Source organism: Candidatus Hydrogenedentota bacterium, assembly GCA_013359265.1.
Classification (GTDB): domain Bacteria; phylum Hydrogenedentota; class Hydrogenedentia; order Hydrogenedentales; family SLHB01; genus JABWCD01.
The window spans coordinates 138,046-160,329 of sequence record JABWCD010000002.1 but is presented as its reverse complement, the minus strand read 5'-3'; the positions used below and the strand labels follow the sequence as shown (position 1 = coordinate 160,329).

The window sequence follows — 22,284 nt, the reverse complement described above, 5'->3', positions numbered from 1 at the left end:
ACAGTGCAACTGTCGCGACGCATACGCGAGAACCGCCCCACCCTTGTACTGGCCGCGCTGGTCGGCCTGTCTGTCATGTCGCTCGCCTCGGGCACGCGCGGCAACGTGATCTCGAACGCCCTCTCCACCGCGGGTTCCGTCATCGCCTATCCGTTCTGGCGCGTGTTTCACGCGATCGACAACGGCACGCGCTACGCGACGGGGTTCGTGGTGGCATATGACGCGTCACAAAAGGAAGCGGCCGACCTGCGAACCGAGATTGTCGCGCTCGTTCCACGGATAGCGGACCGCGACGCGGTCTACGAAGAGAATCTACGGCTCAAGGAAATGATCGGATACGTGGCGTCCCAGCCGCGGCTCGATCTCGTGGCGTCGAAAGTCTTGCCGCTGTCATCCGACCCGATCACCGCCGCGACGATCTCGAACAAGGCGGGCGTGCTGGTAGTGGACCGCGGATCGATCCATGGCGTCGAGCCGGCGATGTGCGCGATGACGAAAGACGGTGTGGCCGGCGTGGTCATCGACGTGAAGCCCACGCTCTCGTATATCGCCACGCTGCACAGCGACCGTTGCCAGATCGCCGCAATGATCGGGCGCGACAAGCGCGTGCGCGCGACGGTACACGGCAGCGGCAGCGATTACAGCCACATCTGCCGCCTGGAACATATCGACACGAAAGACATCGTGCGAGTGGGCGACGAAGTGCTCACGTGCGGCAGCGGCATCTTTCCCGCCGAATATCCCATTGGAAAGATCGTCGAGGTTGAAAACAGCGGCACCTTGTTTCAGGTCGCGTACATCGAACCCTACGCGGACCCGTACAGCGTGGACGAAATCTTCCTCGTGAAACGCGCGCAACCGACCCTGCCCGAACTGACGGGAATCGACGAGAACGCAGAAGTCCCCGCTGTACCACAACCTCCGCCTTTGGACGACGACACGGTGAAAACCGTCCGACGCGAGGACAAGACGGCGTTCGCACTGCCGGACGATCGGACGATGCAGGAGCGGTACGCGCCATGATGCCGATGGCGACGGTGCGCAAGAACGCCATTTGGCTTTTCGCGGTCGTGCTCGCGGCGATGCTCGAAACAACGTGGATCGAGCGGATTCGTCTGCTCGACGTGGTACCGAACCTCACGCTTTTGATGGTGGTGTTTTTCGCGATTATCGAAGGCGAAGAGCGCGCGATGTTCACCGGCGCGATCGGCGGCATCTTCCAGGACGTGGCGAGCAACGCGGCGCTTGGTCACCACATTTTCTGCAACGTGATCGTCGGCTACGCGGCGGCGCGCGTGGCGTCGCGCATGATCACCGAACATCCCGCGGCGAAGGCGGCGCTCGTTTTCAGCGCGACGATTGTGTTTGGCCTGCTGTTCGTCGGCGTCACGTACGTGCAAGACCCCGCAACCGCCGCGTTCAGGAACATCGTCGAACGGGTGGTGCCGGAGTCGTTTTACACGGCGCTGTTCACGCCTGTGATGTTCTTCCTTCTGGACCGCGTTTTTCGCAAGCCCAAGCGCGAGTGGACGCTCAACAAGGGGGCCGTCTAATGCCGAAGACCAAACCTAACCAAACCGAATCGAGCGTTGGTTCGCGGTTGAGCGCGCTTGCCGTCGCGGTTGTCGTCGTCTGTTCGGTTCTCGTGCTGCGGCTGTGGCAATTGCAGATCGTCAATGGCGCGGACTACGCGAACAAGGCCGAAAACAACCGGCTCGATTACGAAGTGCTCAAATCGCCGCGGGGCGAAATCTACGGGCGCGATCCCAGCATCGTGTTGGCGGGAAACCGGGCAGCCTGTGACCTCGTGATGACGCCGGCGTCGCTTGAACACGTCGACGAACTCACGAAGGCGTGGGGACCGGCCGCGCCGGTCGCGGGGGACCGTTCGGGCACGCGCCTGCTCTGTCTGATCGCGGACGCGATAACGCGCGGCGATGCGCTGGATTCCATTCTCGACTGCGCGCAGTCGGACTCGGACCGCGAAAAACTCGATGGCCTGTTGCCGCCATTGCACACCGTTCGCGCGATGTGCGGCGAGTTGGGACAGATCGCGAGCGTTAACGGCGACGAACAGTTTATCCGCATCCTCGCTTCGGTGCGCAGCAACAGCCCCTTCGAGCAGTTGCTGATCAAGGAAGACATCAGCAAAACCGCGCGCATGCGCGTCGAAGAGTATTCGTTCAAGTTCCGCGGGGTCTATACGGTCGCGCGCCCGCAGCGCCGCTACTATTACGGCAAGACCGCCGGGCAGATTCTGGGCTGGTTCAACGAGATCAGCCCCGCCGAGTATCAGAAACTGCGCCCGCGCTATAAGTTCGGCGACATCATCGGGCGCGACGGCATCGAGATGGCGTACGAGAACGAGTTGAAGGGTAAGGACGGCGCGATGATCGTCAGCCGTTACAACCGAAGCGTGCCGCAGGTGCGCACGGACGAACGCGGCAACCCGTACATCGAGACCGATCACATGGGGCGCCCGCTCTCGGTCGAAGAGCGCCACGATGCCGAGCCGGGAAAGCCAATCTTTACGACAATCGATATCGGCCTTCAACGCGAATGCGAGAACATCCTCGAGCACGAACTCTTCGCGGAGGACATCGTCGACACGCCGGCCGAGGGCGCGATTGTCGTCATGAACGCGGACACCGGCGAATTGCTGGCGCTCGCGAGCGTGCCGACCTACGATCCGAATATTTTTGCCACGTCCACCGCCGACAAGGGGCGCATCATTTCCGAATTGATGCGCGATCCGAAGAAGCCGATGCTCCATCGCGCGTATCAGACGCATTACTACCCCGGTTCGGTGTTCAAGGTACTCATGGCCATCGCCGCCCTCGAGGAGGGCGTCATCAACGAACACTCGTCGTTTAGCTGCGGCGGCTCGTTTACGCTCGGCGGGCATACATGGAAATGCTGGAAGCCCGGCGGGCACGGCACGGTGAGTGTTGTAGACGCGCTCGCGTTTTCGTGCGACGTCTTCTTCTATAACGTCGGCAGGCAAATGGGGCCGGACGCCATGGACCGATGGGCGGCCAAGCTCGGCATCGGCGTGAAGACGGGAATCGATCTGCCGCGCGAAGTGCCCGGCTTCGTCGGTAGTCCCGCAAAAAAGGCGGCGTACGCCAAGGCGATCAAATCCAAGAACCCGGACGATTTTCGTTGGCATCCCGGCGACACGATCAGTATGTCAATCGGACAGGGTATGGTGGATACGACGATCCTGCAGAACGCCGCATTGATGGCGGCGGTCATCAACGGGGGCAGGCGCGTGCGCCCGTATGTCAACCTCGAGTTGGGGCCGAACGTGTCTGAGCAGCTCATCAGCGGCACGACGCTTCGCATTTTGCATGACGGCCTATTCAAATGCGTCGACAAGAGTAAGCAACCGCCGACCGGCACCGGCAAATTGGCCAAGATCGAAGGACTCGAGATACTCGGCAAAACGGGCACGGCGCAAATTGTCGCCCTTTCACAGCTCAAAGGCCTGAAAGAACGCGCGGTCCCTTATGAGCTTCGCGACAACGCATTGTTCGTCGCAGGCGTCGTGAACAGGGAGCCACGCATTGCCATCAGCATCATGGTCGAACATGGGCTTCACGGCAGTTCGGGCGCCGCGCCCGTCGCGAAAAAGATTTGCGAATACTTCTATTTCGAGCGGGAGCAGGAAGACGCTACAGGCGAATCGACCGCGCCGATTACGGTCGCCCGGCAGGAGGCGCCTTCCGAATGAGCAGCATTCAACGCGATCTCAACCTGCGCGATTCGCACCTCCGCACGGTCAACTACCGTAACCTGCGGCGCCTGGATTGGTTCTTGCTCGCGGTGACGGTGGCGCTCGCGGGGTTCGGGTTGACTGCGCTTTTCAGCGCGAGCCAAAACTCCTCACCCGACACCGGCCTGCTCGAAATCTACTACGTACGCCAGGCAATCGCCTTTACAATCGGGCTCGCGCTCGCCTTGGCGATCGTGTGCATCGACTACCGCGCGCTCATCGCGCTCGCGCCTTTCATGTACATGGTGATTATCGGTCTGCTTATTGCCGTGTTGTTCTTTGGCAGAACGGCGAAAGGCGGGCAGCACTGGCTGCCGCTGATTGGTCCATTCAACCTGCAACCGTCCGAGGCAAGCAAGCTCGTGCTCGTATATTCGCTCGCGTGGTACCTGTCGCTCCTGAAAGAGCGCGCGCAAAGCCTGCTCTATTTTCTGGGCGCCTTCGCGATCGGGGGCGGCATCCTCGTGCTCATTCTCGCGCAGCGCGATCTGGGCACCGCGCTGGTCATTCCGCCGGTGATTCTTGTCATGCTGTACGCAGCCCGGTGCCGCAAGCGCTACCTCATGGCGATTGCCTCCGTCGCCGCGATCCTGCTGCCATTGATATTTCTCAACGTCGACAAACTGCCGCTGGACAATTATCAGAAGGACCGAATCCGCTCGTTCATGCGGCCAGAAGCGGACGAGTTGGGCACGGGGTATCAGATCACGCAGACCAAGATCGCCGTGGGCAGCGGGCAAATGTGGGGCAAAGGTCTCGGCAAAGGCACGCAAACGCATTTGAAATTCTTGCCGGAGTACCACACCGACTTTATATTCGCCCTGATCGCCGAGGAGATGGGGTTTGTCGGCGGCGTGCTGGTCATCGGTCTATTCGCGCTGTTTCTGCTGCGGGGCATTGCGCTCGCCCGCGAGTGCCCCGACCTCGGCGGCAGCCTGCTGGCCGTGGGCTGCATCACGATCGTCGGTTTCCACGTGTTCGTGAACATCGCCATTACGCTCCACCTGATGCCCGTCACCGGCATCCCGCTGCCGTTTCTGAGTTACGGCGGTTCGTTCTGCATCACCACGATGATGTGCGTGGGCACGCTGTTAAGTGTCCACGTTCGCAAAGGATATTTTGACTAATGGGCCGCCGGAACAGTCCGCGCGCGCCCGGGGGCTTCCATGAAGGAATTCATTATCAACGTCTCGCCGCTCGAGACGCGTATCGCGCTCATCGAGGACAAGCGCCTCGCTGAACTGCTGATCGAACGACAGGAAAGCCGGAGCGTCGTCGGCAACATCTACAAAGGACGCGTCGATTCGATCGTGCCTGGAATCCAGGCGGCGTTCATCGATATCGGGTTCGAGAAAAACGGCTTTCTTTACGTTTCCGATATCGCGGGCGCAGAAGGCACCGGCGACTTCGATTTCGAGGAAGGCACGATCAAACCGCGAGGCTCGTCGCGCCGCGGGCGCCCGCCCTCGATCGAATCGCTGCTGAAGAAGAACCAGCACATCATGGTGCAGGTCAGCAAGGACATGCTCGGGACCAAGGGCGTGCGCCTGACGAACTACGTCACGCTGCCGGGCCGCTACGTCGTGCTGATGCCGACCGTCAAGCACCTCGGCGTCTCGCGAAAAATCGGCAACGACAAAGAGCGCGACCGACTGCGCAAGATTCTGCAAAGCGTGCGCCCGCCGGGAACAGGACTCATTCTGCGCACGGCCGGCGAGGACAAGAAGAAGTCCGATTTTCAGGACGACGTGCGCTATCTCTCGATCGTCTGGAACGAAATCAAGGGGAAAATGGAAACGGCCAAGAGCGCGTCGTTGCTCCACGCGGACCTCGGGCCGATCCTGCGCATCGTACGCGACATGTTCACGGCCGACGTCGAGAAGATGACGATCGACGACGAGACGGAATACAGGCGCATCATCGAGTTCCTCGACATGTTCGCGCCAGGCCTTAAGAACCGCGTCAAGCTGTACAACCAGAGCCGCCCCATTTTCGACAAGTTCGGCATCGAGAAGGAGATCGAAAAGGCGCTCAACCGCAAGGTGTACCTCAAGAGCGGCGGCTACATCTGCATCGACCAGACCGAAGCGCTTATTGCGATCGACGTGAACACCGGCCGCTTCACGGGCACGAAACATCTCGAAGAAACGGTGTTCCGCGTCAACCTTGAAGCGGCGGAGGAAATCGCGCGGCAGGTGCGCCTGCGCGATTTGGGAGGAATCATCGTCATCGATTTTATCGATATGGCGATCGAAAAAAACCGGCGCGAACTCATCAAGCACCTGCAGAATTGCCTCAAACACGACCGCGCGAAAACGACCATATCCGAGATCAGCGAGTTGGGTATGATCGAGATGACCCGCAAGCGCGTGAAACACAACTTGATCAAAGCGCTGTCCCAGCCGTGCCCGTACTGCGAGGGCGGCGGCATGGTCCGATCCGTCACGACGATGACGTTCGACACGCTGCGCCGCTTGCACAGCCTGTTCTGCGCGTCGAAAGAGAAGCGTGTGATTCTCCAGATTCACCCGGACGTGGCGCGGCGGCTCCGCACGGAGAACAAGGACATGTTGGACGCGATCGCGCGGGACTTCGACCGCGAAGTGGCCCTCGAATCCGTATCGGACTTCCACATCCACGACGTGAAGATGCTGAGCGCAAAGACGCGTACGGAAATCAGCGCCAAGTGATCGGCAGGAGCGCGTTGTGAAGAAACCGGGCAAGCGTTCGAGCAAAGCAAAACGCGAGGCGGCGCCGCGCCAACTCCCGCAATCGTTCTACGACGCCGTGTACCGCCTCGTCCGCGACATACCGCGCGGGCGCGTGATGACGTATGGGCAGATTGCCGCGGTGTTGGGCGTTCCGCGGGCCGCGCGCGCAGTGGGGTTCGCCATGCGCATGAGTACGAACAGACGCGTCCCGTGGCAGCGCGTAGTCAACCATCGCGGCGGCATCAGCGCGCGCGGCGAAGTCGATCGGCCCGTGCTTCAGCGCGTGATGCTCGAAAAAGAAGGCGTGAAATTCAACGCCGCTGAATGCTGCGATTTGCGCGTCTACCGGTGGGAACCCACCGATCCGGAACAGTACGTCTACGCAGACAACCCCGACCTCCCGTTCTGACGAGCACGGACCCGAGGTTCATCGCTATGGATCGGCGTCATACGCCGCGGCGCGTCCCCGCCGGAAGCCAGAATGGCAGCGCCGTCCGAAGCGGACCTCATGCCCTGCCGTACTTCCTCACCAACGCAATAACAAATAAAAAGGTCGGTGGCGAGTCGGGCGAGATTGCCCCGCAGACAACGCACGGGCCGATTGCTTCCCAATAGGGCCGTGCTATACTGTCGCCCGTCTGACCACAGTTGCACGAGTTTATTTGCGCGCGGGGCCCGCAGGAAGGATGTGATGCACGCCGCGGCGCGCGCCATGCGGTAGGGAATGGACGAGATTTCGGATCAACCGCCCCACAACTTATCGGCTTCACTTGACCTGCTTAGTCAAGTGGACGAACTCCATTCCGCCCTCGAACAGCTCGAACGCGAATCCGGCACCGATGCGGAAACGCCGACCGCGGACCTCCTGCGGCACGCCGCCCGTGCCTGCCAAACGCTCGAATCGGGCGTCCGCACCTTCGGCGCGCAAATCGACGCCCTCCGCGGCCAACTCGCCGCGGAGGAGGAACTGCGCAAGAACGCGGACGAGCGGTTCAAGCTCGCGTACGAGAACAGCCCGTTCAGCATGGCGATTGCGACGTTGAGCGAAGGGCGGTTCCGCGACGTCAATCCCGTTTTTCTGAACAATCTCGGCTACACGCGCGAAGAAGTCATAGGAAAGACGTCCGCCGAGTTGGGCATCTTCCCGGAAACCGGGGGGCGCAGCTTTCTCGTCGACGCGCTCCGGAAAGACGGGCGGGCCGACGCCCTCGAATTGTCCGCCCGCAAGAAAGACGGTTCGCTGCGGCGTGGCCGAATCTACGCCCGTGTCGTAACCTACAATGGCGAGGCGTGCATCCTTTCGCTCACGCAAAATGTCGACGAGATTCATCGTGCCGAACAGGAAGCCATGCGCCTGCGCCAGTTCTACGAACAGTTGCTCCAGGACCTTCCCGCGCAGATCGCCATCTTCGATACGCAATGCCGCTACCTGTACATCTCGCCCAGCACGGTAAAGAACGCACAGACGCGGGAGTGGTTGCTGAACCGGACCGACTTCGACTATTGCGAATTGCGCGGCATCGACCGGTCGCTTGCGGCGCGGCGCGCGGCGTGGATCAATGCGGCCATTGCGAAGGGCGAAATCGTCAGTCAGGAGGAGCGCTTCGTCTCGAGTGACGGCGAAATTCGTTACTACATCCGCACCTTTACGCCGATCTTCGATTACACCGGGCACGTCAAGCACGTCATCGCGTACGGTCACGACATCACCGAATACAAACACCTCGAAGACCAGTTGCGCCACGCGCAGAAGATGGAAGCGATCGGGAGGCTCGCGGGCGGCGTCGCGCATGACTTTAACAACCTGCTGACGGCGATGATGGGCATCGCGGAGTACATCCTGCCGCAAGCCGAAGAGAGCCCGACCCTGGCCGCGGGCATCGCCGAGATTCAATCCACCGCGCGGCGCGCCGCGGAACTCACACGGCAACTGCTCGCATTCAGCCGGCGCCAACCCTCCAAACACGTGCCGGTGGACATCGCACAGACCATCGGCGCGATCGGCTCGATGCTGCGCCGGATCATCGGGGAAACGGTCTCATTGCGCATGTCGTTCCCGCAAGAACTGCCGCGCTTCATGGGTGACCCGGGCCAACTCGAACAAATCATCATGAACCTCGCCGTCAACGCGCGCGATGCGATGCCGCACGGCGGCGAACTCTCGATCTTGATCTCCGTCGTTAGTCACGATGACGACCGGCCCCTCGAACATGCGCTGCTGCGTCCGGGCGACCACGTTCGCATCGTCGTGCGCGATACGGGCGTTGGCATGGACGACGACACCAAGCGCCGTGTTTTCGAACCGTTCTTTACGACGAAAGGTGAAGGAAAGGGGACCGGCCTCGGGCTCAGCACCGTGTACGCCATCGTCGAGCGGTGGGGCGGCCGTGTCTACGTCGAAAGCATTGAAGGCGCCGGCACCGGTTTCTACATTTATCTGCCTGCCGTCGAGGCGCCCGCCGAACGGATCGAGGCCGCGCGCATCGTGGCCACCCAGACCCAAGGCTCGGAAACCGTACTCGTCGTGGAAGACGAAACGACCGTACGCGAAGTCGTCAGCCGCATCCTGCGCCACTGCGGATACACGGTGCTCGAAGCGGCGAGCGGCGAAGAGGCCTTCACCCTCGCCAAACATTACACCGGCCCGATCGACATGCTTGTATCCGACATGGTCATGCCGGGCATGTCCGGCCGCGAACTCGCCGAGCTCCTCGAAACACATCGCCCGGGCCTGCGCATGCTCTTCATGTCCGGCCATTGCGAAGACGAAGACGCGGAATTCGTGTCCGAATTGGAGTCGCCCCGCTTTATCCAGAAACCGTTTACCGCGACGGAGCTCGCATCGAAAGTCCGCGAACTGCTCGACGTGGTCGAACCGCAGCGGTCTGACATCTAAGCCGATTGGGAATTGCGCTGTACTTCGATCCGGGCGGTTTGGAGAACTGTTCTTACCGCCGCGCGGCGCCCGATCGTGTCGTGTCCACCAGCGGCAATAATGCTGCGTCGATATCGGATTCCTTCTCGCCGATCTCCGCCTTATGCAGTCGCCACTCCTCGGTGTGTTCGGTGCTTCCGCCGTTCGCACTGAGCGTGACGAGCGGCCCGAGCGATTCGATCTCGAGCATGTCTTCGTTCGTGAAGGTCTCGGTGTTGCACCCGAAATCAACGTATTCGCCGCCGTCAACGTAGTTGAACCGCTTGATGAACACGTCGCCCTTCAACACGTACGCGCCCCAACCCAACGAATTCTTGAACCCGGCCTTCTGGGGCGTCTTCGCCGTCGGGTCCTGCCGCAATTGGATGTACTTCGTGCCGAAGGTCCAGCGCGGGTCCTTCATGTCGGTGTAGTGCCACAACGTCAAGGGCCGCGCCGGCAGCAGATAATCCGTGTGCGCGATGAACGGTTCCTGCGGGTATACGGCGCGTCCTCCCTTCGCCATGACCGTCAATGCCCAAGGCGCGAGTTTCACGTCCCATTCGTTCCGGTTCGTGAGCCGGTGCAGAATAGTCACCTGCGACGATTCCGGCGCCAGCGTGATCTCCATCTGCTTCTGAATACCGGTCGAGTGTTCCGTGCCCTGCGTCACGCGCAGCGTGGACCCGTTCCACTCGTGCTTCACAGGCGAATTGTCCGGCGAATATGTGCGCGGTTTCGCTTCCGGCGCATGCCACAACCGGTGCCCGCCGTAAATCCGCCACTCGTCGCCGCCGGTCTTTCCCATCAGGTCTTTGTATTCGTTCAGCAAGTTCTGCCCGCCAACAAATCCGTACCGAATAATCCGCGGACCCACATCCGTGGTCACAACAACTTCCACCTGGCCGTTGCTCAACCACACGCAGTTCGGCCAGCCCCCGTATTCCTTCTTCTCCATCTTCACCTCCGCGCTTGCGATGACGGAAACCAGTATCGAAACGAAACAGAGACACACCGAACGTAGCATGAGGACGTCCCTCCGATTTGTAGTAGCCCGCCGCCCAGCGAAGCGTGACCACAGTAACAGAGAATCAACTGGGATTCGACTCGTTCGCACTTCCCGTGCTACGTTTCTTTCGGTGCAAGCGGGCCGAGGTGTCATGGAAGTAACATCGAGTTATGCGGGGTCGTCGTCGAGACCGCTGGAACGGGAAGTCACGTGGCGGCACGCGATGAATTTTGCCGCGTCGGTACAGGACCACAACCCGTGGTACTTCGACGACGAACGAGAGGATGGCATTGTCGCCCCGCCGATGTTGGCCGTGGCGCTCACGTGGCCGTTCGGCGAGAGCGCGAGCACGTACTGGGACGAGAAGAAGTTCCCGCTGGACCTGCTGGTGCGACAGGTCCACTACACGGAGCAAATCGTGTTCGACCGCCCGTTGCGTCCGGGCGACAAGCTGACCATCACCGCGGACCTGCCGATGATCCTGCCGCATCGGGCCGGCACCTACATGATTATTCGGTGCACCGCAAGGGACCAGAAAGGCGATCGCGTGTTCATCGAGTACGCGGGTACCTTGTTGCGCGGTGTGAAATGTACGGACAAAGGCACGACCGTCGAGGCGCCGCCGGAGACGCCGCGCTTCCGCGGGGATAACGGCCCGCTGTGGGAGAACGTGACACACCTGGGGCCGATGGCCGCGCATATTTATGACGGTTGCGCGGACATCCACAACCCCATCCACACCTCGCAGCGGTTTGCAAAGTGGGTCGGTCTTCCCGGCATTATTGTGCACGGTTCGTGTACGCTTTCGGTTGCGTTACGCGATATAGTCAACCGCGAGGCGAACGGCGATCCGCGCCGCGTGAAGCGGCTGGGGTGCAGGTTTACCGGCATGGTGTTGCCGGACACGGATATCACGGTTCGCGCGTTGGGACGCACTTCGGGCGAAGACACGGATTGGGCGCACTTTGAAGTGCTCAATGGCGACAAGCGCCGGGCAATCAGCGATGGGTTCGTGGAGTTTGCGCGCGGGTAGGACCGCGGCACGGGCGGACCTTCGGGCTATTCGTGCCCGTGCGTCATCACCGTACTCGTCGATCATGTCTTGATCTTCGATGCGTCGGTTACGAATGACGGGCACGTGCGCGAGCACGTCTCGCGCCAGTTCTTACAGGAGACGAACATGACCAAACACGATCTCACCTGGAAGTACGTCTACGACTGGGCGGACACAAAGCCCGGCGCGGAAGCGATTGTCTTCGAGGACGAACACGTCACCTACCGCGAGTTCGCCGGCGCCGTGACCGCAAATGCGCTCGCGTTTCTCGAAGCGGGTGTCGAGCGCGGCGATCGCGTGGCGCTTGTCGCGATGGCGCGGCCCGAGTTCTTCTACACGTTCATGGCCGCGAACCAGGTGGGCGCGATGTGGCTCGGCATTTCGCCGAAGTTCACGCTCCAGGAAATGCGCTACATCGTCGGCGACTGCCAGCCGACCGTACTCGTCGCGTTGCGGCACTACTATGACCGCGATCTGGGCCCTGAAATCGAGGTGCTCGCGCGCGAGTTCCCGTGCATCAAGAAGGTGCTCGTCATCGGCGAACCGCCCTCGGGATGCGAGAGCTATGGCGAATACGTGTCGAAGCCGCGCCCGCACCTCGCCGCGAAACTCGATGCGCGCGCCGCCGAATGCGCGCCGGACGACAACGCGCTCCTGATGTACACCTCCGGCTCGACGGGTAAACCGAAGGGCGTCGTGCAGACGCACCGCAGCATTCTCGCGAACGTCGCCGTCCAGATCGATCACCTCTATATGGACGGCGAGATGCGTTGTCTCATGCACTTCCCGATCAATCACGTCGCCGCCGCGGTCGAAATCGGCTACGCGTGCGTCTATGTCGGCGGCGCCTCAATTATGATGGATCGGTTCGAGCCGTCGGAGACGCTGAAGTTGGTCGAGCGCGAGCGCGTCACGATGTTCGGGCAAGTCCCCGCGATGTTTCTCATGCAGTTTGGATTGCCGGCATTTCGCGAGACCGATTTTTCGAGCGTGCGCGTGTACGCGTGGGGCGGTGCCACTGCCCCGCAACTCGTGCTGGACGTCTTGACCAAACTCGCCGCGCGCCATGGCGCGAAGCTCGCCACGGGCTACGGCGCGACGGAAATGTGCGGGTTCGTCACCTACTCCGATCCGGACGATTCGTACGACACGCTGCTGCAAACCGCGGGGCGCTGCGTCCCGCCGTTCGAGTTGCGCATCGTGGACGAACACCGCCGCGACGTGCCGCGGGGGCAGATCGGCGAGATTGCCGTGCGCGGCCCCTTCATGATGAAGGAGTACTGGAACAAGCCCGAGCAAACTGCCGCCGCGCTCGATCCGGACGGCTGGTACTACTCCGGCGACCTCGGGTCGTTGGACGAACGCGGATACGTCCGCATTTCGTCGCGCAAATCGGAAATGTTCAAGACAGGCGGCGAAAACGTCTTCCCGCGCGAGATCGAGGACGTGCTCGAACAGCACCCCGAAGTGCTCATGGCCGCCGTGATCGGCGTGCCGCACGAACTCTACCAGGAGGTCGGCCACGCGTTCGTTATGCCGCACCCGGGCAAGTCGCCCGCCACGGACGACCTCCACGCGCACTGCAAAGAGAATCTCGTGAATTTCAAGGTGCCCAAGCGCATCGAGGTGCGCCCGCTGCTGCCGCTGCTTCCGAACGGCAAAGTGAACAAAATGGCGCTGAAGGCCGAGCTGCAGGAATCGCTGGTATAGAGACACGTTTCGGGTTTGCGCTGTATACTGGTTTGGTCTCAACTGGAGCGATTGACATGACTAAATCGTTCCTGCCCGCGCGTGTATAAGACCAACGTCCCACTAAACCACTTTCGAAGGGGGACGTTAAGGAGCGCAGAATGACACTATATGATCCGAATTACGTCCCCATTTGAAGGGGGATAGGGGATGTGCATCGCAACGATCGCACGACTCGCCAACTCTGGTGCCGGGATGAATTGAACCTTTGTAGCCGCACGGTGTCCAAAACATCGGATGGGCAACCGTTGAGGAGCAATTCCATGTCATTGTCCCGAGTAGTTAATCTGATCGTCCTCTTTGCGGCCGTGGCTTCCTGGGGTTGCAGCCCAGCCTATCGGGGAGCAGTGCAGTCGCAAGAAGCCTTTGAGCAAGCCCGGCTAGTGATGGAGAGCCGGCAACCCGCCGCCGCACCTGCAAAGGACGCCGGAGTGGGTTCGGCGGGCGACGAGGCCGGTACGCCGGGCGCGGGCGGTCTGGCCAGTCTTGCATCGAGCCAGCCCGACGTCTACCTCATCAAGAACGCCACGGTGACCGTCGAGTGCGACGACGCGCGTACGGCCACCAATACCTTGGTCGGCACACTGCAATCTGCCGGCGCGTACGTATCGAACCTGAACGAGTTTGTGGATGCGCTGGGCCGGCGCACGGTGACCATGCAGGTGCGCGTGCCCGCGGACAAGTTCGACCAGTCGATATCGAGTCTCGAATCGCTCGGAAAGATTCTCAACAAGCAAGTCTCGACCGAGGACGTGACGGAGGAGTACGTTGACACCGATTCGCGCGTGCGGAACTTGAAGAAGACCGAGGAGCGCCTCATCGATCACCTCAATCGCGCGGCCCAGCTCGAGGACATCCTCCGCGTCGAAAATGAACTGACGCGCGTGCGCGAGCAAATCGAGCGGATGGAAGGGCGTCTTCGCTTCCTGACGAACCGCGTGTCGTTCTCCACGATTACGGTCACGCTCCAGGAAAAGGCAAAGGCCGAGCCGATCGTTCCGCCGCAATCGTTCAGCACCGCGAAGGAGTTTTCCGAGGCGATCCGCTCGCTGGTCGGATTCTTGCAGGTGATCTGGTCAATGGTTATATGGGTGCTCGTATGGTCGCCGGTATTTGCCGCGATCGTGGCAGCCGTGTATCTATTGTATCGCCAATACCGCAAGCAGATTCGGAGACTAAATCTGTAGGATCGATCGGTGCGAGGGTGGGACGATGCATCGTCCGTTCGGCAGTATTCGGGAACGCACGCAACGCGAATCCACGTCCATATCGATACCCACATCCCCCTAAATCCCCCTTCAAAGGGGGGCTTTAAGAATCGGAAAACGACTGTTTTGGTTCTGTATTAAGTCCCCCTTTGAAGGGGGATTTAGGGGGATGTAAACTCGTCTCCCCGCTACCCGCCCACCACATTCACCGGCCCGTGGTCGTCGCAGTGGTCGCCGTGCGGATGGTGCAAATGCCCGTCGACGAGGTAATCCACATGATCGCCGTGCGGAATGGGTTCGTGCCCGCAACCGGGCCCGTGGACGTGTTCGCGCGGATGCGCGGCGCACGCATGGCCCGCGGTGCATTCGTCGGGGTTTGTTGCGGAGACTGAAATCACGTGGTCGTCGTAGTGATCGCCGTGGGCGTGCAGCAGGTGCCCGTTGCGCAGGTAGTCGGTGTGCCCGTCGTGCTCGATAGCGGTGTGGCCGCATTCGGGGCCGTGTTGGTGATCGTGGTCGTGATGCCGGTTGCAGGTACTCATGGCGCCCTCACTGTGCCGCACGCCGCGTCCCCAACGCAAGCAGGAACAGTCCGGCCTGGACCAGGATGATCGTCGCCCCACTGGGCAGGTCCGTTACATACGAAATGTACAGTCCGATCGCCGGCGTGATCGTTCCAATCACGATGGAAAGGACCGTCATCTGCGCAAACGATCGTGACAACAGCCGCGCCGTCGCCGCGGGCAATACCAGAAACGCAGAGATCAGTAGTATCCCGACGATCTTGATCGATACGACGATAGCGATCGCCATTGCGACGGCCAGCGCGTAGTCGTACGCGGCGACGCGCAGCCGGTCCGTGCGCGCCAGATTGCGATCGAACGTCGCATAAGCCCACGCGCCCCACAGCGGCACGGTCACGAGCGTCGCGCATGCCATCGCCGCCGCGAGCCAAACATCCGAGGGATCCAGGAACAGGATCGATCCGAACAAATACGACTGCACATCCGTGCTGAATCCTTCTCGCAACGAGACGAATACGACACCCAATGCCATCGACGCGGCAAACAACACGCCTATCGCGGTATCCTCCGCGAGTTCCGTGCTTTCGCGCACCCACACGATCGCGACGGCGACGGCGACCGTAAACGGGATCGCGATGCCGATGGGCTGGATGCTTGCGAGGATTCCCAACGCGACGCCGCCAAACGCCGCATGGGCAAGCCCGCTGCCGAGAAAAGCCATCCGCCGTTGCACGACGAACACGCCGAAATAACTGGCGACAAAGCCAATCAACACGCCGGCGCCAAGCGCTCGTTGCATGGTGACGGACCCGAACGCGTCAAGCATCGGACGAACGCCCGTGGCTTGCGGCCTTGTGTCCCGCGTAGCCGAACACCTGCAGCAGCCGCTCCTCGCGCGCGACTTCTGAGGGCGCGCCGAACGCGGCCAGTCCGCGATCCATCAGGAGCACGTGCGAGGCGTGCGTGCGCGCGCCTTCCCAGTCGTGCGTGATCATAAGCACAGTCGCGCCGCGGTCGCGCCGGTCGCGTTCGAGAATGTGGTACATCTCGGCTTCGCCCGCAATGTCCATTCCCGCGCCCGGTTCGTCGAGCACGAGCAATTTCGGACCGCGAACCAACGCGCGCGCGAGATACACGCGCTGCAATTCGCCGCCGGAAAGCTTCGCGATGGGGCGGTCCGCAATGCGCGCGACGCCGGTGCGCTCCATCGCCGCGAGCGCCGCATCGCGATCCGCCGAGGCGATGCGCCACGGCCACGAACGGCGAATGCCCGTGACGACCAACTCGAGCGCGCGCCCGGGAAACGAACGGTCGAGCGTCTTCACTTGTGGAACGTAGCCGAGCAATTCGGCGGGTAATGTGTCCGGCGGCTTGCCGAAGATGGAAACGCTTCCGCTGTGCGCGCGTTGGAGTCCAAGCACGACGTTCAGCAGCGTCGTCTTGCCGGCGCCGTTCGGTCCTATCAGCGCGACAAACGCGCCCTCCGGCGCCGCAAAACTCACGCCGCGCAACGCGTCCACTTCGCCAAACCGCACGCTGACGCGCGTGGCCTCGATTGCCGGCGCGCTCATTGAAGGGCCTTCTTCAGCATGTCCGCATTGTAGGTGATCAACTCGCGGTAGGTGCGGCGGCCCTCCCCTCCGCCGTTTGGATCGAGTTCAAACAAAGACAGTTGGCAAGCCTCGGCAATCACTTCCGCGGGCCGGCGCGGCAACTGCGGCTCCGTGAACACGGCGCGCACGCCCTTCGCGCGTGCCGCGTCCACGAGTTCGTCAATGTATTTCGGTGTGGGTTCCTTGCCGGGAAACGGCTCGACCATTCCGCCGACAGTCAGCCCGTACCGCCGCATGAAATACGACCACGACGGATGGAACATGAACACGGGCCGGTTCTCCAGGCCCGCAAACGCCGACTTCATCTCCGAATCCAATTCGTTCAGTTCCGCGCTGAAACGCGATGCGTTGTTCCGGTACGTGTCCGCGCCCGCGGGGTCGAGTTCGATCAACTTTTCGACCAAATTCGGAATGATGGCGCTCACGATGCGGGGATCCGACCAGAAGTGGCCATTGTAGCCCGTTTCGTGGTGATGTCCGTCCTCGTCGTGATCGTCGTGTTCGCCATCCGCGTCGTATTCAATCCGGTCCGAGGCCGGGACGAGGGAAAACATCTCAATCCGAGTCTTCGCCGGCAGCTTCGCCGCCCACGCGTCGATGTCTTCGGCGGCGTAGAACACCGCGAGGGCCGACTCTGCTGCCATCGCGTCTGACGGACGCGGCTCGTAGGTGTGCGGCGAAGCGCCCGGCGCGAGCAGTTCGCTCACCTCGCCGCGATCGCCAACCAGTTCCGCAACGATCGCGCGCAATGGATTGATTGTCGTGATATAGGCGACTCGTTGTTCGCTCGGCGGTCTGCACCCGAGGCACAGCACGGCAATTAGGAACGTTATGGCGGCGGTGTGCTTCATCGGCGAGAGCGTATTCAAATCGAACGCGACCGGCAAGTTTGCCGGAACCGCGGCGCCACGGGGGTTCCGCGGCGTCTCCCGCTAACTTACGCTCAGAAAGGACCGGCCCGTGTGGGTTCGGTCAACGAAATAGTTGTGGTTCTGGCTTTGTATGGCATCGATAGCCGCTTTTGCGTCCTCGACGGTAGCGGCGTCCGCATGCGTAAGCAGCGTTTTGAGATGCGGGACCGCGTCGCGCCGCAACGAATACGCAAGCAACATGCACGCGCGATACCGCACAAGCGTCGCTTTGTCGGACAAGGCGATTATCCCAAGCTGATACGCGTCTTCGCTCGTCCTCGCGTAGCGGATGGAATGAAACACCAGCTCGACGCGGCCGCGCGCCTTACGAAAACTGCGGTAGGCCTCTAGCAAGTAAGGGACAACGGCCGGCCCCAGATCGCGCAGCCGCTCCCACGCTTCTTGACATTCCTCGTTGGACGAACTGTCCAACCTCTTCACCAGTTTCCGAATCTCTTCAGCAGTCATGTTGATGCCCTCGCCTCCTCTTTCGCGCCTTCGATCGCGCGGACCATGCGCACGACGGGCAGGTCAACGCCGTTGGACATCGGCAGCGCGTAGCGTTCGACCGGTTCAAACCCGAGCGCGGAGTATAGCGGCTCGCCCGGCAACGTCGCGATGAGTTCGAACCGCCGGAATCCTGCATCACGCGCCTGACCCTCGCACCACGTGTATAGCATGCGCCCGAGGCCGCGCCGCGCAAAATCAGGGTGAACGAAAAATGCGCGGATGCGCGCCGCATCCCTGGCTGGGTCAAGCCGCGATTCCGATCCCGATTTCAGTTGGTCCCCGCCGCACAAGGTGCTCAGGCGGCTCCATCCGCCCGCCGCCGCTAACACACTGCCCGCTTCGATAACCGCATAAGTGCCGTCGTCGATCAACGCGGTATCGGGCCCAAAGATATGGATAAGCGCGCTCTCGATTTCCTGCTCTGAATAATAGCCCGCACTCAACCCGCGCACGGATCTCTGGATCAGTTCGCGCAAGTTTGGCGTGTCGTCGGATATGGCAAGGCGTAGCGTGAACATGGCGTAGTGTAGCGCTGTTGGACGGAAGCTCTCGCCCCATAGTGTATCTGCAAGTCCTCGTCGTTGCACGATGCTATGATGCTTCCCCGATTGGTACATTCAGGGATGCGCCGCATGGGCCAAAATCGCTGCAAGAGGCAATGTTCTCATCTCGCGTGGACAACGTTACTGTTTACGCTCACGCTCGTCTGCGCGCACGCGGGCGAGATGCCGCTCGAAAGGTCTCGCATGGTCAACACGCGTGAGACGACGCCCGTGCTCGATAGTGAAGCAAACCGGCTTGAGCTAGGTAGTATACCGATGCCGTTCGCGGATTGGGCGCTGGTCGAAGCCGGGCAAAACGAATGGGTCGGGCCGGACGGCAAAACGCTCCCGCTGGACGGACCTCACGGACTGACGTCGCCTGACGAGGCGCGCGCGATTCCACTCGGGTTTGCGCACGGCGTAGCCATTCGCGCGCAAGAGGCAACGAAGGCCGGCGTCTTCTCGGACATGGTCCCGGTCGAGCATCCGTGGGAGCGCGCGAACATGAAAGCGCGCACGCTGCTCTATGACGAGGCCGCGCACGTATACCGTGTCTGGTACGAATGCCCCGGCGGGCTCGCGTATGCGGAATCGGCGGACCTTAAGACGTGGCGGAAACCGCTGACGAACCCCACCGCATTCGGCGACCGCACGCACTCCAACCTCGCGTACATCGCGAACCGCGACGAATGCGCCGCTTCGGGCATGTTCCAGAAACCGGACGCGCTGGAGGTGGCGCAATCGGGAACGGTCTTTGTCGATCCGAGCGCTCCGCCTGACGAACGATTCAAGACGACGACCCTCGCAAGCGCAACGCCTGAAAAACTGCACGCCTTCGCAAAAGAGAAGGGCAAGCCGCTAAGTTCGCGGGTGAGCGATATGTCCGCAAACGTGCTGTTTCCCGCCGTCTCAGCGGACGGCGTCGCGTGGCGCGTGATCCCCGAGCCGAACCTGTTGCACGACGCCGACACACAAACGGTTGTGTTTTTCGATACGCGCATCCGACGCTACGTGGCCTACACGCGTCTGTGGGAATTTGGCCGGCGCGCAATCGGACGCGCCGAGTCGAAAGACTTCCGCGATTTCCCGCTGCCACGCGCCGTGTTGTCCCCGGATGCGAATGAAGCGCCCTATATCGATTATTACGCGAACGCGATGGCGCGGTATCCCGGCCGCGACGATCTGCATCTCATGTTCGTGCTCGCGTACGATCGGCGGACGGAGAACAGCGTCGTGCGCGCGGCGACGAGCCGTGACGGCGCGCTCTGGCGCTTCGCGCCCGGAGGACCGGTGCTGCGACCCGGCACAGCGAAGGATTGGGACAGCCACTTCGTGTTGCCGGTCCCGTCGTTCGTGCGCGCCCCGGACGGTGATCTGCTGTTGCTCTATTCCGCGTACAATCAGCCACACAAGTTTCCGCGCGCGGGATTCGTTGAAGGCAACCAAGGCGTCGCGCGCTGGAAGGCGGACCGCCTGTCCGCAATCGAGGCGGAATCGGAGGGTTCGTTCACCACGCCGTACCTGCGCCTGCTCGGATCGAAGATTATCTTGAACGTCCAGACCGCGCGTACAGGCGAAGTGCGTGTCGAATTGTGCGACCGGGACCTTCAGCCGTTGCCGGGCTGTTCCGTTCTGGATTGCGACCCAATCGTCGGTGACCACGTTGCGTTTACGGTAACATGGAAGGGCAATAGCAACGTGCCCACGCTTGACAATTCGTCCGCGCGCATTCGGGTTCAGATGCGGTCCACGAAGATCTTCGCGTTGAGCGCGGAGTAAATGATGCGCGTTCTCCGGCAGATTGTTTTCGCGCTTTGCACAGTGTCTTCGGCTACGGCGCAGCTAACTGCGATTCCAACCGATCACCCGCTACGGCAGAAGGCGACTGTCGCTGCCGTAGATATCGCTACCCTGCCTAAAGCGGAGCTACTGGCGACACCGTCGGTGCGGGTATTGCTGGGATATTCGCGCAGACCGTTGCATTTTCCCGACGGCTACACGATGGGCTTGTTTTCGTTCAGCTATTCCACGAAGGCGAATTGGCTGTTCCTGATCGATTGCCGCGACTTGTCGGCGCAGCGAATCGATATGCCGAACAACGACAACGGCTCGCACTGCGCGGCGATGCTGCCGAACGGCGATATCTACTTCACGCCCTACGGCAACGGGCGCGCGCACCATTTCAGTTGGAAGACACGGACCTTCAAGCCAGTTGCAACGCAAATTACAAAAGACATCTACACGTGGGACGCCATCGGCGCGTCGAACCGACGCGTGTATTTCGGCACCTACCCGAACGCGGCATTCGGCGAGTACGATCCGGCAACGAACAAGTGGGACTTACATGAACGCATTGTTCCGGATACGACGTACGTGACGAATTTGTGCGAAGACGCGAACGGCGCAATTCGGTTCAAGGCATGGGGGCCGGATGAAGTGTGGATGACCTTCGACCCGAAGACACGTGCGTTTTCGAAGGCAGGACCGCCCGGGGACGGCGGCCCGGCAATGAGCGTCGATCTCGCAGCGAAGACCGGTGACAAAGATATCGTTGGTTCGATCGCGTACAAGGGCAAGACCTACGCGGTGAGCAATCCCTCAGGCCGCGTGTGGGAATTCGACGGCGGCGCAGCGCCGGTCCTGCTGGGTGACACCGGCATTCCGTCCGAACCCTCGTGGTGGATAAAGGCATGCAATGACGGCATCGCCGGAGTGAGTTATTTCGGCGGCATGTTCCGCTACGATTTCGCGACAAAGTCGTTCAAGACCGGACAACTCGATAACCGCGCGCCCGGCGGCAACGGCATCATGTTTCTCGAAACGATCGCGCCCGACTGCGTGATCGGCGCGAATTACAGCCAGCAGAACTTGTTCGCGGTGAATCCAAGCACGGGTGACGTACGCGAATCCGAAACCGTCGTCGCGCGCACCGGCGGCGAACCCATGTGCGCCGTGGGGTTTGGCGGCAAGGCGTTTGTCGGCATCTACACCGGTTCGATTCTTTCCGTCTACGACCCCAGGGTGCCCTTCGCGTTCGGCACGAACCCGCGTGAACTCGTTTCGCTTAGCAAGCCCTACGATCAGACGCGCCCGCGCGCGGCCGTAACCGACGGCGCGCTCGTATTCATCAGTTCAGACAGCGAATACAGCAAACTCGGCGGAGCACTCGCGGTTATCGATCCCGCAACGGAAAAGATCGACGTTTATCACCACCTCATCAAAGACCAGAACCTGCCAAGTCTCGCCTACGACGCTAAGCACAAGCTCGTGTGGGGCGGCACGGACCGCTGGGGCCAGATGCGCAGCCATCCGCCAACACAGCCGAGACCGTTGGTCTACGCTTTCGATCCCGCAACGCGAACAGTCACGACGACACTCGATCTATGGCCTGGCGCGGACGTGGTGACGGTCCACGGCGTTACGCGCGAGGGCCTGCTCATCGCGTCAAACGGAAACACTATTACGCTCATCGACACGGAAGACGGCGATATTCTGTACGATGGCGAGTCGCCCGTCGGCATTCCCGCGATGGTCCGCACGGGCGCGGACGGAAACTGCTATTGGTTGGCGCAGGGCGTGTTGTATCGTTGGAACTTGGAGACGAACGAATTGACGCCGCTGATAACCGCCGTCGATGCGCGGTTCACGACAGAACCCGCGCCGGGCACGTGGCTGTTCGGCACGGCGACTTCGGTGTTCAAAGCGCGGTTGAACTAATGCAATTCGCGAGGCGCGGTACGCTTTCGAAACGACGAATTGACTCA

19 protein-coding genes are annotated in these 22,284 nt (G+C 61.5%); 12 read left to right on the top strand and 7 right to left on the bottom strand.

All coding sequences use genetic code 11. The features are described 5' to 3' along the window. Positions 1-3 precede the first annotated feature (3 nt). From HUU46_01795 to HUU46_01765, 7 genes are all read left to right on the top strand, one after another. Positions 4-1,023, top strand: coding sequence for a rod shape-determining protein MreC (locus tag HUU46_01795; GenBank protein NUM52353.1), 1,020 nt, complete (start codon positions 4-6; stop codon positions 1,021-1,023). Beyond that, a complete protein-coding gene (mreD, locus tag HUU46_01790; GenBank protein NUM52352.1) occupies positions 1,020-1,553 on the top strand; it encodes a rod shape-determining protein MreD in 534 nt (177 codons plus the stop codon). The genes HUU46_01795 and mreD overlap by 4 nt, the downstream gene beginning before the upstream one ends. After that, entirely contained in the window at positions 1,553-3,733 is a 2,181-nt protein-coding gene (locus tag HUU46_01785) for a hypothetical protein (GenBank protein ID NUM52351.1), read from the top strand. Before mreD ends, HUU46_01785 begins: the two co-directional genes overlap by 1 nt. Next, entirely contained in the window at positions 3,730-4,902 is a 1,173-nt protein-coding gene (rodA, locus tag HUU46_01780) for a rod shape-determining protein RodA (GenBank protein NUM52350.1), read from the top strand. Before HUU46_01785 ends, rodA begins: the two co-directional genes overlap by 4 nt. Before the next feature lie 39 nt (positions 4,903-4,941). Next, positions 4,942-6,465, top strand: a complete 1,524-nt coding sequence (locus tag HUU46_01775) for an Rne/Rng family ribonuclease (GenBank protein NUM52349.1) — start codon at positions 4,942-4,944, stop codon at positions 6,463-6,465. A gap of 16 nt (positions 6,466-6,481) precedes the next feature. Further along, positions 6,482-6,895 (top strand): MGMT family protein, encoded by a 414-nt coding sequence (locus HUU46_01770; GenBank protein ID NUM52348.1) that lies wholly within the window; start codon positions 6,482-6,484, stop codon positions 6,893-6,895. A 315-nt stretch (positions 6,896-7,210) separates the two neighbouring features. After that, a complete protein-coding gene (locus HUU46_01765; protein ID NUM52347.1) occupies positions 7,211-9,382 on the top strand; it encodes a response regulator in 2,172 nt (723 codons plus the stop codon). A gap of 52 nt (positions 9,383-9,434) precedes the next feature. On the opposite strand, the gene HUU46_01760 is transcribed toward HUU46_01765, so the two are convergent. Next, a complete protein-coding gene (locus HUU46_01760; GenBank protein NUM52346.1) occupies positions 9,435-10,427 on the bottom strand; it encodes a hypothetical protein in 993 nt (330 codons plus the stop codon). Positions 10,428-10,560: 133 nt separating this feature from the next. Between HUU46_01760 and HUU46_01755 the strand changes: the two genes are divergently transcribed. The 3 genes from HUU46_01755 to HUU46_01745 all read left to right on the top strand — a co-directional run bounded on the left by HUU46_01755 (position 10,561) and on the right by HUU46_01745 (position 14,399). Continuing rightward, entirely contained in the window at positions 10,561-11,442 is an 882-nt protein-coding gene (locus HUU46_01755) for a MaoC family dehydratase N-terminal domain-containing protein (protein NUM52345.1), read from the top strand. Between the two features lie 147 nt (positions 11,443-11,589). Beyond that, positions 11,590-13,173 carry an AMP-binding protein gene (locus HUU46_01750; protein ID NUM52344.1) on the top strand — a complete coding sequence of 528 codons (1,584 nt, stop codon included), beginning with the start codon at positions 11,590-11,592 and terminating at the stop codon, positions 13,171-13,173. 302 nt (positions 13,174-13,475) lie between these two features. After that, a complete protein-coding gene (locus tag HUU46_01745) occupies positions 13,476-14,399 on the top strand; it encodes a DUF4349 domain-containing protein (GenBank protein ID NUM52343.1) in 924 nt (307 codons plus the stop codon). A 209-nt stretch (positions 14,400-14,608) separates the two neighbouring features. Here the strand turns inward: HUU46_01745 and HUU46_01740 are convergent, their stop codons facing one another. The 6 genes from HUU46_01740 to HUU46_01715 form a co-directional block, all read right to left on the bottom strand. Then, positions 14,609-14,962 carry a hypothetical protein gene (locus HUU46_01740; GenBank protein ID NUM52342.1) on the bottom strand — a complete coding sequence of 118 codons (354 nt, stop codon included), beginning with the start codon at positions 14,960-14,962 and terminating at the stop codon, positions 14,609-14,611. A gap of 7 nt (positions 14,963-14,969) precedes the next feature. Then, a complete protein-coding gene (locus HUU46_01735) occupies positions 14,970-15,770 on the bottom strand; it encodes a metal ABC transporter permease (GenBank protein ID NUM52341.1) in 801 nt (266 codons plus the stop codon). Beyond that, positions 15,763-16,515: a metal ABC transporter ATP-binding protein gene (locus HUU46_01730; protein NUM52340.1), complete on the bottom strand. Its 753-nt coding sequence runs from the start codon at positions 16,513-16,515 to the stop codon at positions 15,763-15,765. The genes HUU46_01735 and HUU46_01730 overlap by 8 nt, the downstream gene beginning before the upstream one ends. Then, positions 16,512-17,408 carry a zinc ABC transporter substrate-binding protein gene (locus HUU46_01725; GenBank protein ID NUM52339.1) on the bottom strand — a complete coding sequence of 299 codons (897 nt, stop codon included), beginning with the start codon at positions 17,406-17,408 and terminating at the stop codon, positions 16,512-16,514. The genes HUU46_01730 and HUU46_01725 overlap by 4 nt, the downstream gene beginning before the upstream one ends. Positions 17,409-17,489: 81 nt before the next feature. Further along, a complete protein-coding gene (locus HUU46_01720) occupies positions 17,490-17,936 on the bottom strand; it encodes a hypothetical protein (protein ID NUM52338.1) in 447 nt (148 codons plus the stop codon). Further along, positions 17,933-18,496, bottom strand: a complete 564-nt coding sequence (locus HUU46_01715) for a GNAT family N-acetyltransferase (GenBank protein ID NUM52337.1) — start codon at positions 18,494-18,496, stop codon at positions 17,933-17,935. Before HUU46_01715 ends, HUU46_01720 begins: the two co-directional genes overlap by 4 nt. Before the next feature lie 114 nt (positions 18,497-18,610). Here HUU46_01715 and HUU46_01710 point away from each other — a divergent pair, with 114 nt between their 5' ends. Beyond that, positions 18,611-20,299 (top strand): hypothetical protein, encoded by a 1,689-nt coding sequence (locus HUU46_01710; protein NUM52336.1) that lies wholly within the window; start codon positions 18,611-18,613, stop codon positions 20,297-20,299. Next, on the top strand, positions 20,300-22,237 hold the full coding sequence (locus tag HUU46_01705) for a hypothetical protein (protein NUM52335.1): 1,938 nt from the start codon (positions 20,300-20,302) through the stop codon (positions 22,235-22,237). It abuts the gene before it with no gap. The last annotated feature ends 47 nt before the right edge of the window (positions 22,238-22,284 follow it).